Genomic DNA, 12,373 nt, shown 5'->3' on the forward strand with positions numbered 1-12,373 from the left:
CCCACCTTATGGTACCGTCAGGCGAATCCGAACTACACGGCTCTTCACAGCGTGAGCCAAGTCACATCCAGTCAATCCGCACAACAGGGCCACCTTGCGCAAGCACAGAGTGGTTTCGCCAAGCTTTATCCGATGATATGCAGGCATAATCATTCGGATATTTTAACAATATTAACTCTCGTGCGGTGATCCGCAGTGAACTTTGTCGAGAAATTCGACGGCCTGTTGCCGAACACGGACGCTTATGCCCGTGGATATGTGCACGTCGACAGCGTTTCCACGCATGCTCCGCCCGGCGCGATCATCGTCGACGATGGGCAATTGCTGTTCACCGGCGACTTCAAGCGGACCGGGCTCGACCTCGTCATCGCGAAGGACGATCGGGAACTCGTCCTGCACGACTATTTCAAGGGCGAGAAGCGCGCGCCGCTGGCGTCGCCTGACGGCGCGCATCTCACCGGCGATCTCGTCAACGCACTCACCGGCTACACCCAATATGCCCAGGCCGGCGGCGCGGCGGAGCCGGCTAAGGTCATCGGCCATGTCACCAAGCTGACCGGGAACGCCACGGCAATCCGCAACGGCGTCGCGATCGTCCTGAACCAGGGCGATAACGTCAACAAGGGTGACGTGGTGCAGTCCGGCGGCGACTCTACGCTCGGCATCACCTTCATCGACGGCACCGTGTTCGGTCTCGGACCGAACGCCAAGATGGTGCTGAACGAAATGATCTACGACCCGAACGGGTCGAGCAATACGTCGCTGATGAGTCTGGTCTCGGGCACGATCTCCTTCGTGGCCGGCGCGACCGCCAAGCACGGCGACATGAAGGTCGATACGCCGGTCGCGACCATGGGCATCCGCGGCACCGCGGTGCTGGTCGAGATCGATTTCGACGTGCAGGGCACCGGCGGCGTGCCGCCGGCCAAATTCCAGGTGCTGGTCGAGCCCGATGGCAGCACCGGCTCCTACATCCTGTTCGACAAGACGACGCTCAATCCGATCGCGACCGTCGATCAGGCCGGCACCCAGACCATCGTCAACGGCCAGGGCAGCGTCAGCTTCGTCTCGTCGGCGCAACTGTCGACCGATGCGCAGAAGCTGATCTCCGACGTCTTCGCGCTGAAGTTCACCGACAACAACAATCCCAACACCAAGCTCACCACCAACTTCACGGACAGCGTCGTCCCGGTATCGAGCAGCTTCAAGCTCACCAGCAGCGACAGTGGCGCGCCGATCATCATTCTGCTGACCTTCGTCAACACGACCGGCCCTCAGGCCGGTGGCGTTCCCAACAGCAGGATTGACCACATCCCGGGGCCGCCGCAGGTCGTGACCCAGGACGCGGCGTTCACCGAGCGGCCGGGGCTGACCCAAAGCGGGCTGTTCGACACCGCGACGGGCCAGATCAAGTGGCTGGACCTCAATGTCGGTGACATACCGAGTGCGAAGGTCGACTATTCCGCGTTCAGCTACCGGGACGCCGACGGCAGCGACGTGACCTCATCGCTGACGGCAGCGCAGCTCGCTGCCATCAAGACCGTCGAGATCCCGTTGCTGCTCGAGCCCGATCCGAACAACAAGAATGCCGGTTCGGCGACCTGGACCTACAACCTTGCCGACAGCGCGTTCGACTTCCTGGCTGCCGGAGAAACGCTGACGCTGGCCTATGTCGCGCGCGTCGATAACAATTTCGCACCGAACAACGAGACCACGTTCAAGACCTTCACGATCACGATCACCGGCACCAACGACTCCCCGGTGGTGACGTCCTCGGCGCAGGCCGGTTCGATCACCGAACTCCCAGCAACGACGAATTCCGCCCAGCCTGATACGGCGCACGGCACGCTGACATTTACCGATGCGGATCTGACCGACACGCATACGGTCACCATCACCGGCGTCACCGAGGCCGGCGTCACCACCGGACTTGCCAGCCATGCCACCGTGCTGAGCTGGCTGTCGTTGGGCGCGCTGACGGATTCGACCGATGGCGTGACGGGATTGCGCTCCTGGACGTTCTCGGCCGCCGACAGGAGCTTCGACTATCTCGCCACCGGCGAGACGCTGACGCTGACCTACACGGTCGAGATCGACGACCATCAGGGCGGCGTCGTCACGCTGCCGGTCACCATCACGATCGTCGGCACCGACGACAGGCCGGTGATCACCTCGCCGACCCAGTTGGCCGCCATCACTGAAGCCGAGGAGACGACCGGCTCGGTCGTGCCGGATACCGCATCCGGTACCGTGACCTTCGTCGATGTCGATCTCAGCGACACCCACAGCGTCACCGTGGCCGGCGTCACCGAAACTGGCGTGACCGCAGGGCTTCCCGATCAGGCGACGATACTGGGCTGGATGTCGCTCGGCACGCTGACGGATTCGACCGGCGGCGTAACCGGATCGCGCGCCTGGACTTTCTCGGCCGCCGACAGGAATTTCGACTATCTCGCCGTCGGCGAGACGTTGACGCTGACTTACCTGATCCAGGTCGACGACCACCACGACGGTGTCGCGACCCAGCCCGTCACCATCACCATCACGGGCACCAACGACGCGCCGACGTTCACGTCGGAGCCGCCGACCGCCACGGTCCCCGAGATGATCGGCGAGACCGGATCGATCAAGCTCGACGTGGCCCAGGGCGCGGTGACATTTGCCGACGTCGATCTCAGCGACACCCACATCGTGTCCATCACCGCCGTCGCGGAATCCGGAACGACCACAGGCCTGCCTGAGGACGAGTCCATCATCCTGAACTGGCTCTCGCTGGGGACGCTGACCGATTCGACCGGCGGGATCGCCGGATCCCAGGCCTGGACCTTCTCGGCCGCCGACCGCAATTTCGATTATCTTGCCGACGGTGAGACACTGACACTGACCTATACGGTCGAGGTCAATGACCATCATGGCGGCGTGATCAGCCAACCGGTCACGATCACGATTACCGGCAGCAATGACGCGCCGATCGTCACGTCGGCGCCTCAGGCGGCCATCATCCCCGAACAACCCGATACGACCGGTTCATCGACACCGGACAGCACATCGGGCACCATGACGTTCACCGATGTGGATCTCAGCGATACCCACACCATGACCATCGCCGGCGTCGCCGAATCCGGGGCGACCACGGGCCTGCCCGACGAGTCCACGATCCTGAACTGGCTGTCGCTGGGTACGTTGACGGACGCGACTGGCGGTTCAATCGGATCGTCGACCTGGACGTTCTCGGCCGCGGACCAGAATTTCGACTATCTCGCCCTCGGCGAGACGCTGACGCTGACCTACACGATCCAGATCGACGACCACCATGGCGGCGTCGTCAGCGAGCCCGTGACGATCACGATCAACGGCGCTAACGACGCGCCGACACTCGCCGACGTCAATGCCGGCACGCTCACCGATACCGCTGATAACGACACGTTCGGCACGCTGACCGGCACGCTCCATGGCAACGACGTCGACCATGGCGAAACCGCGACGCTGACTTATGCCGCGCTCAATTCGGACCACGCCGCGGTCACGCAGATCGCAGGCCTCTACGGCTCGCTGACCGTCAACCCGGACGGCACCTACAGCTATGTTCCCGATGCTGCCGCTATCAACGCGCTCGGCAAGGGCACCTATGCCGACACGTTCGATGTGGAGACGATCGACGCGCATGGCGCCGTCGGGACCGCGAAGCTGACGATCGACGTGATCGGCGCCAACGACGCGCCGGTGATCCACACCGACAACGTCAGTATCACCGAACATCCCAACGGGACCGAGACGATCTCCGGCCTGACCGTGACGGACGCCGATGCGACGGCCGACGAGACCTTCACCATGGCCGCGGTGACGACGCCCGGTGCGGGCAGCAGCGTTGCGCCTTCGTCGCAGGAGGGGCTTCTCTCCGGCATCAACACCGCGCTTGGATCGTCGGGCCTCGTTTACAACCCCGGCCAGACAGCTCCAGCGACCGACACGATCGCGCTCTCCGTGACCGATGGCCATGGCGCAACCGATACGGTCAACCTGATCTTCAACGTCCAACAGGATCGGCCCGAGCCCGTGATCCTGACCGGGACCAGCGACAAGGACGTGTTCTTTGGATCGGGGTACCAGGACAAGTTCGTGTTTGCGCCGAACTTCAACCACGACACGATCCTGAACTTCACGCCAGGCCAGGACCAGATCGACCTGTCCACGGTCGTCTCGGCAAGCACCTTCAGTAGCTGGTTCGATCAGCATGTTGCGACATCGCCGACCAATTCGGCGGATACGCTGATCACGATCGACAGCGCAGACACGATCACATTGCACAATGTCGCGAAGGCGAGCCTGTCCCAGAACGACTTCATCATTCATTTTACGTGACGGGCGCGCGGCCGTGCCGCCGGGGGCTGGCCCGGCTGATTGTGCACTGCGCATGCTTGCTCGATTGGAACAATTCTGCGCGCGTGATATCCAGATGGCATGAAACGGCTGAAGGCGATACGCAGGTGGTTCGCACGGCGCTTCGGCTATGCGCGGCTGGTCTGCGTGGCGCTGTTGATCGGCATTGCCGCGCTGCGGATCGTGGATCCGGCTCCGGTTCAGGAGCTTCGCGTCAGGACGTTTGACACATTCCAGGTGCTGCAGCCGCGCCAGAAGACCGCGCGGCCGGTCACCATCGTCGACATCGACGAAAAGAGCCTCGCCGATCCCCGGCTCGGACAGTGGCCGTGGCCGCGGACCCGGCTCGCAGACATCGTCACCAATCTCACCCGGCTCGGCGCCGTGGTGATCGCGTTCGACGCGGTGTTCTCCGAGCCGGATCGTCTCAACCCCGACATCGCCGCCGATACGTTCAGCAGCCTCGATGAGGAGATGCGCGCCAGGCTGCGGCAGCTGCCGAGCAACGACAGCATCATGGCCGAAGCCATCAAGAACTCGCGCGTGGTGCTCGGCGAATCCGGCGGGCCCAACGTGCGCGCCGACCTCAACGAAAAGCTTCCGGTCACCGGGCTTGCGATGCTCGGCGAGGAGCCGCAGCCTTTCATGTTCATGTTCCCGGGGCTGCTGCGCAACGTGCCGGTGCTCGAGGAGGCGGCTGCCGGGCGCGGCCTGTTCACGATCAGGCCGGAGCGCGACGGCATCGTCAGGCGCGTGCCGATGATCATGGTGGCGCAGGGCATCACCATGCCGTCGCTGAGCTTCGAGATGCTGCGGGTGGCGAGCGGCTCCGGCACGATCCTGATCAAGGCCGACAAGGCCGGTATCAAGAGCCTGGGTCTCAAGGGCTTTGCGATCCCGACCGATCTCCACGGCCAACTCTGGATCCACTACGCCCGCCGCGATCCCTCGATCTATGTCTCGGCGGTCGATGTGCTGGACGGGCGCGTCTCACCGGACCGAATTGCCGGCAAGCTGATCGTGATCGGCACCTCAGCAACCGGGCTGAACGACATCAAGACGACGCCGGTGACGCCGGCGATGCCCGGTGTCGAGGTCCATGCCCAGGTGCTGGAGAGCGCGCTGACCGGCGATGTCGTTTCGCAGCCGAATTACGGCATCGGCATCGAGTTCTTCGCCGCACTGATCATGGGGCTTCTGGTGATCGCCTTCGCGCCGAAGTTCGGTCCGATCACGCTGGTCGCCGTCGGCGGACTGTTTGCCTCGGTGCTGATCGGCACCTCCTGGTATTTCTATTCCCAGCACCGGCTGCTGATCGACTTCACCTATCCGCTGATGTCGACCACGGCGATCTATCTCACGCTGATCTTCTCCGCCTTCGTGCGCGAGCAGCAGCAGCGTCGACAGATCAGGTCGCAATTCGTGCAGTACATGTCGCCGGCGCTGGTCGAGCAACTGGCGCAGTCGCCGGAGCGGCTGGTGCTCGGCGGCGAGGAACGCGAGATGACCATCATGTTCTCGGACATGCGCGGCTTCACCTCGATCTCGGAAACCTACAAGAGCAATCCGCAGGGCCTCACGGCGCTGATGAACCGCTTCCTTACTCCGCTTTCCAACGCGATCCTCGCCCGCAAGGGCACCATCGACAAATATATGGGCGACGCCATCATGGCGTTCTGGAACGCGCCGCTCGATGACAAGCAGCACCAGCTCAACGCCTGCGATGCGGCGCTCGACATGCTGGAGCGCGTCGATGACCTCAATCGGGAGCGCGAGCAGGAGGCGAAGGACGGCGGCCACGTCTATGTGCCGCTCAACATCGGTGTCGGCCTCAACACCGGCTCCTGCGTGGTCGGCAATATGGGCTCCGATGTGCGCTTCGACTATTCGGTGTTCGGCGACAGCGTCAATCTGGCCTCGCGGCTTGAGGGACAATCGAAGGAGTACGGCTTCCCGATCATCGTGGGATCGAAGACCGCGCTCGCGGTGAAGGAGAAGTTTGCGATCCTCGAGCTCGACTTCATCATGGTCAAGGGCAAGAAGGAGCCCGAGGTGATCTATGCGATTGCCGGCCGCGAGGATGTCGCGAGCTCCGGCCGCTTCCAGCGGCTGCGCAACCTGACCATCGAGATGCTCGCCTGCTACCGCGGCCGCGATTGGGACGGCGCGCTCGCCGCGATCGAACGCGGCCGCAAGACCGACGAGGCGCGGACACTGCAATATCTCTACCGGCTCTATGAGGCGCGCATCCACGCCTTCCAAAAGGAGCCGCCGCCCGACGACTGGAACGGCGCATTCGCGTTGACGACGAAATAGCCGACGCAAGCCCGCTGTCGTCCCGGTGAAGGCTGGGACCCATAACCACGAATGGTCGTTGACGGAAGATCGTCTCGCCGCGTGCCCATTGCGGCGGCCGCGGCGTATGGGTCCCGGCTCCCGTGCGCAATTGCGCGCTAGGCCGGGACGACAATGGAATGTCTATTCCAGCCCGATCTGGGTCAGATCCTGGAACCAGTGCTGCGCCTGCACGAAGGTCTTCACCTTCGGCGACAGCGCGTGCGGATTGGTGTCGTGCACCACCCACACCAGCGCGGCATCGTCGACGATCAGCGCGTGCGCCTGCGCCAGCAGCGCATCCTGTTTGGCGGAATCGAAGGTCTGCTTGGCCTCGTCGATCAGCGCATCGACCTTCGGGTTCTTGTAGCCGCCCCAGTTGACGCCCACCGGCGCGACCTGGCCGGAGTGGAAGAACCGCACGATGGCGTAGAGCGGATCCGACGTGACATAGGCGATGTTGTTGGCGGTGATGCCGGCATTCATCTCGTCGGCTGCGCCCTTGCGCCAGTGCGTATATAATGTCTCGAGCTCGACCACCTTGAAGTCGATGTCGATGCCGATCTCCTTGAAGCTCTGCTGCAGGAACTCGTTCATCGGCAGCGACAGCATCTGCCCGGTGCCGCCCTGGGCGATGATGAAGGTCGTCTTCAGCGGCTTGTCCTTCGAATAGCCGGCTTCCTCCACCAGCTTCCTGGCGGCTGCGAGATCGTATTTCAGTTCAAAGGTCGGCTTGCCGAACCACGGGCTCGACGGATCGACCTGGCCCTTGGCGGGCTTGGCGAGGCCGTTCATCAGGCCAACCACCGCGTCGCGGTCGATCGCGAGGTTGAGCGCCTTGCGCAGGCGGATGTCGGTCCATGGCGAGCCCGGCAGCACGCTCAAGTGATAGTTCCAGACATGCGGCGTCACGTTGTCGACGATCCTCATGCCGGCGGCCTTGAGCTGCGGCACGGCGTCGGGCGCCGGCGTTTCGATCAGGTCGACCTGGCCGGCCAGCAGCGCGTTGGTGCGGGTCAGCGCTTCCGGCATCGGGATCAGGATCATCTTGTCGACCTTCGCAAGCCGCTTCTTGTCCCAATAGCCCGGGTTCTTCGTCAGTTCGGCGAGTTCGCGCGGTACCAGCTTGGTCAGCTTGAACGGACCGGTGCCGGAGGGCTGGCTGGCGAACTTGTCCCAGTCCTTGCCGAGCTTTTCATATTGCGCGGGGCTCGAGACCAGGAACCAGAGCATCTGATAGGGGAAGAAGGAGTCGACCGTCTTGGTGGTGATCTCGATGGTGAAATCGTCGACCTTGGCGTAGCTCGCAACCGAAGGCAGGCGGGTCTTGACCTGCGCGCTCTGCCGCTTGTCGAATTGCGGTGCCTTGTCGTTCAGCACCTTGTCGAGATTCCAGATCACCGCGTCGGCATTGAAGTCGCTGCCGTCGTGGAATTTGACGCCCTTGCGCAGCGTGAAGCGCCATTTGGTCTTGTCGCTGTCGTCGACCTTCCATTCGGTCGCAAGCCCGGGCACCAGCTTGCCCGGCCGGTCGGCAACATCCATCTCCCAGGCAACCAGCGGATCGTAGATCGTGTAGGCGGTGAACTGATAGGCGCCGGCGCCGCGATCGGGCTGGCCGGTGGTCAGCGGAATGTCGGCCATCGAAATGCCGTAGCGCACAATGGACTCGGCTTGCGCCGACATGGCCGGCAAGCCCGCGGTCAAGGCAAGCGCCATTGCCGCCATCAGGATCGAATTGCGCGCACGCATATGAAGGCTCCGTTGGAAAGACGTCGGAGCCAAATCCTGCAAGCATGATGCCAGAATAGGCATCTTCGCTCCGTTCGGGCCCGAGGTGGGAAGAAATGACGCGCCCGGCGGTTATTTGCTGATGAACTATTCCCCTTGGCACAGGCATTGCATACGCTTGCCCAAGAAATAATCACCAAGACGTCACCAGACTCGAAGGGGCTGCTCAGATGCGTAACAGGAAAACCAATGCGACGGCGATCATGCTGGCGCTTGCGATAGCCACAGGCGTGCCGGCGATCGCCGGCGCCGAGACTGTGCTGCGCATTGGCATGACCGCTGCCGATATTCCGCGCACGCTCGGCCAGCCCGACCAGGGTTTTGAGGGCAATCGCTTCACGGGTCTGACGATGTATGACGCGCTGACGATGTGGGACCTGTCCTCGTCGGACAAGGCAAGTGCGATGATTCCGGGCCTCGCGACCGAGTGGAAGGTCGACGATGCCGACAAGACCAAGTGGATTTTCAAGCTGCGCCCCGGCGTCACCTTTCATGACGGCTCGCCGTTCAACGCCGACGCCGTGGTCTGGAATGTCGACAAGGTCTTGAAGCAGGACGCGCCGCAATACGATGCGAGCCAGGTCGGCGTCACCGCCTCGCGCATGCCGACGCTGGTCTCGGCGCGCAAGATCGACGACATGACGGTGGAGCTGACCACCAAGGAGCCGGACAGCTTCCTGCCGATCAACCTCACCAATTTGTTCATGGCGAGCCCGGCCAAGTGGCAGAAATTCTACGACAAGGCCGAAGGCGCCGACGCCAAGGCGAAGTCGCAGGCCGCGTGGGCCGCGTTCGCCAAGGACGCGTCGGGCACCGGCCCCTGGAAGATGTCGAGCTTCACCCCGCGCGAGCGGCTCGAGTTGGTGAAGAACGAGAATTACTGGGACAAGGCACGGGTGCCGAAGGCTGACAAGATGGTGCTGTTGCCGATGCCGGAGGCCAATGCCCGGACGGCGGCGCTGCTGTCGGGACAGGTCAACTGGATCGAGGCGCCGGCGCCGGACGCGCTGCCCGAGATCAAGCAGCGTGGTTTCAACCTCTATTCCAACGAGGAGCCACATGTCTGGCCGTGGCAGTTCTCGCGCGTCGAGGGCTCGCCGTGGAATGACATCCGCGTCCGCAAGGCGGCCAATCTCTGCATCGATCGCGAAGGGCTGCGTGACGGCCTGCTTGCCGGCCTGATGGTGCCGGCGACCGGCACGTTCGAGCCCGGCCATCCCTGGCGCGGCAACCCGACCTTCCAGATCAAGTACGACAAGCCGGCCGCGCAGAAGCTGATGCAGGAGGCGGGCTTCGGTCCGAACAAGAAGCTGACGGTCAAGATCCAGACCTCGGCATCGGGCTCGGGCCAGATGCTGCCGCTGCCGATGAACGAGTATCTGCAACAGGCGTTGGCCGAATGCTACTTCGATGTGCAGCTCGACGTCATCGAGTGGAACACGCTGTTCACCAATTGGCGGCGCGGCACCAAGGATCCGACCGCCAACGGCTCGAACGCCATCAACGTCACTTATGCGGCGATGGATCCGTTCTTCGCGCTGGTGCGCTTCCTGCAGTCGGGCATGGCGCCGCCGGTATCGAACAATTGGGGCTTCAACAACAACCCGAAGTTCGACGAGCTGGTCAAGAAGGCCCGCCAGACCTTCGAGCCGGCGGCGCGCGACGCCGCGCTGGCCGAGCTGCATGCGGCCTCGGTCGACGACGCGGCCTTCCTCTATGTCGCCCACGACGTCGCACCGCGCGCGATGAGCCCGAAGATCAAGGGATTTGTGCAGCCGAAGAGCTGGTTCGTCGACTTCTCGCCGGTCACGGTCGCGCCGTGAGGCGCTAGCCGCGCAATAGGTGTACCCTCTCCCCTTGTGGGAGAGGGTGGCTTCGCGAAAGCTAAGCCGGGTGAGGGGTTGTCTCCGCGGGCGCTCCTCTCCGATCTGAAATGACTGTATCCGCGGATAGAAACCCCTCATCCGGCGCGCTCGGCGCGCGACCTTCTCCCACAAGGTGAGAAGGAAGAAAGAACGCAACGTGTTCGCCTATACGTCCAGACGGATCGTCTACGTCATTCCGATCGTGCTCAGCGTGGCGCTGGTGTGCTTCCTCTTGGTGCACATCACGCCCGGCGACCCCTTGGTCGCGGTGCTGCCCGCCGATGCCTCGCAGGAGCTCGCCGCGCAATTGCGCACGGCCTACGGCTTCGATCGCCCGTTGCCGGTGCAATTCGGCCTGTGGCTGTGGCGCGCGATCCATGGCGATCTCGGCAATTCGATCGCAACCGGGCGGCCCGTCCTGACCGAGGTGATGCGTGCCGTCGGCAACACCGTGATGCTGGCGATTGCGGCCGCGATGATCGGCTTTACGCTCGGCCTGCTGTTCGGCCTGATCGCCGGCTATTTCCGCGACACCTGGGTCGACAAGGTCGCGACCTCGGTGGCGATAGCCGGCGTGTCGCTGCCGCATTATTGGCTCGGCATGGTGCTGGTCATCATCTTCTCGGTGCAGCTCAACTGGCTGCCCGCGGTCGGCGCAGGTCCCGGCGGCTCCGGCGCCTGGGCGTGGGACTGGGAGCATCTGCGTTATCTGGTGCTGCCGGCGATCACCACCTCGGTGATCCCGATGGGCATCGTCACCCGCACGGTGCGCGCGCTGACCGGCGACATCCTGAGCCAGGATTTCGTGGAGGCGCTGCGCGCAAAAGGCCTGCGCAAGACCGAGGTGTTTCGCCACGTCATCAAGAATGCGGCGCCGACCGCGCTCGCGGTGATGGGCCTGCAGCTCGGCTACATGCTGGGCGGCTCGATCCTGATCGAGACCGTGTTCTCCTGGCCGGGTTCGGGCCTGCTGTTGAACTCGGCGATCTTCCAGCGCGATCTGCCGCTGCTGCAGGGCACGATCCTGGTGCTGGCGCTGTTCTTCGTGCTGCTCAACCTCCTGGTCGACATCGCGCAGGCCGCGATCGATCCGCGCATCAAGCGGAGTTAGAGCATGAGCGCGATGAGCGATACTGCGTTGCAGGCTGCCCCGACCACCAAGGCGCGCGGCTATTGGGCGACGGTTGCCCGCCGCATCAGGCGCGACAAGGTCAGCATGGCCTGCGCCATCATCCTGGTGCTGATCTTTGCCTCCGCGCTGCTGGCGCCGTGGCTGCATCTTGCCGATCCCTATCAGGGCTCGATGATCCGCCGCCTGCGCCATATCGGCACGCCGGGCTATCCGCTCGGCACCGACGAGCTCGGCCGCGACATGCTGGCGCGGCTGATCTATGGCGGACGGCTGTCGCTGGTCATCGGCATCCTGCCGGTGATCTTTGCGTTCGTGATCGGCACCTCGCTCGGCCTCGTCGCCGGCTATGTCGGCGGCAAGCTCAACACCGCGATCATGCGCACGGTCGACGTGTTCTACGCCTTTCCCTCGGTGCTGCTGGCGATCGCGATCTCGGGTGCGCTCGGCGCCGGCATCACCAATTCGATCGTGTCGCTGACCATCGTGTTCGTGCCGCAGATCACCCGCGTCGCCGAAAGCGTCACCACCGGCGTCCGCAACATGGATTTCGTCGAGGCGGCGCGCGCGTCCGGCGCCGGGCCCTTCACCATCATGCGCGTCCACATGCTCGGCAATGTGCTCGGCCCGATCTTCGTCTACGCCACCGGCCTGATCTCGGTGTCGATGATCCTCGCGGCCGGTCTGTCGTTCCTCGGGCTCGGCACCAAGCCGCCGGAGCCGGAATGGGGCTTGATGCTGAACACGCTGCGTACTGCGATCTACGTCAATCCGTGGGTCGCGGCGCTGCCGGGCGCGATGATCTTCGCGGTCTCGATCTGCTTCAATCTGCTCAGCGACGGCATGCGCAGCGCCATGGACATCAGGAATTAGA

Annotated in this window: 6 protein-coding genes; 5 read left to right on the forward strand and 1 reads right to left on the reverse strand. The window is 63.7% G+C overall.

Annotated features, from left to right (window positions below):
- Nucleotides 1–195: 195 nt before the first annotated feature.
- Entirely contained in the window at nt 196–4,362 is a 4,167-nt protein-coding gene (locus ACVIHF_RS37860; protein ID WP_310880818.1) for a VCBS domain-containing protein, read from the forward strand.
- Between the two features lie 99 nt (nt 4,363–4,461).
- Nucleotides 4,462–6,696 carry a CHASE2 domain-containing protein gene (locus ACVIHF_RS37865; RefSeq protein ID WP_456793516.1) on the forward strand — a complete coding sequence of 745 codons (2,235 nt, stop codon included), beginning with the start codon at nt 4,462–4,464 and terminating at the stop codon, nt 6,694–6,696.
- 162 nt (nt 6,697–6,858) lie between these two features.
- Here the strand turns inward: ACVIHF_RS37865 and ACVIHF_RS37870 are convergent, their stop codons facing one another.
- Nucleotides 6,859–8,466: an ABC transporter substrate-binding protein gene (locus ACVIHF_RS37870; RefSeq protein ID WP_456793517.1), complete on the reverse strand. Its 1,608-nt coding sequence runs from the start codon at nt 8,464–8,466 to the stop codon at nt 6,859–6,861.
- A gap of 209 nt (nt 8,467–8,675) precedes the next feature.
- On the opposite strand from ACVIHF_RS37870, the gene ACVIHF_RS37875 reads away from it, so the two are divergent.
- The 3 genes from ACVIHF_RS37875 to ACVIHF_RS37885 all read left to right on the forward strand — a co-directional run bounded on the left by ACVIHF_RS37875 (nt 8,676) and on the right by ACVIHF_RS37885 (nt 12,372).
- Nucleotides 8,676–10,328, forward strand: a complete 1,653-nt coding sequence (locus ACVIHF_RS37875) for an ABC transporter substrate-binding protein (protein WP_375167035.1) — start codon at nt 8,676–8,678, stop codon at nt 10,326–10,328.
- Between the two features lie 199 nt (nt 10,329–10,527).
- Nucleotides 10,528–11,481, forward strand: coding sequence for an ABC transporter permease (locus ACVIHF_RS37880; protein WP_456793518.1), 954 nt, complete (start codon nt 10,528–10,530; stop codon nt 11,479–11,481).
- A 3-nt stretch (nt 11,482–11,484) separates the two neighbouring features.
- Nucleotides 11,485–12,372, forward strand: coding sequence for an ABC transporter permease (locus tag ACVIHF_RS37885; RefSeq protein WP_092089726.1), 888 nt, complete (start codon nt 11,485–11,487; stop codon nt 12,370–12,372).
- Nucleotide 12,373: the final 1 nt, after the last annotated feature.

It is taken from the genome of Bradyrhizobium sp. USDA 4506, assembly GCF_054058795.1.

Coding starts and splice junctions, on each gene's coding strand:
- ACVIHF_RS37870 (WP_456793517.1), bottom strand. CDS start 8,466: ATGCGTGCGCGCAATTCGATCCTGATGGCGGCAATGGCGCTTGCCTTG.
- ACVIHF_RS37865 (WP_456793516.1), top strand. CDS start 4,462: ATGAAACGGCTGAAGGCGATACGCAGGTGGTTCGCACGGCGCTTCGGC.
- ACVIHF_RS37875 (WP_375167035.1), top strand. CDS start 8,676: ATGCGTAACAGGAAAACCAATGCGACGGCGATCATGCTGGCGCTTGCG.
- ACVIHF_RS37885 (WP_092089726.1), top strand. CDS start 11,485: ATGAGCGCGATGAGCGATACTGCGTTGCAGGCTGCCCCGACCACCAAG.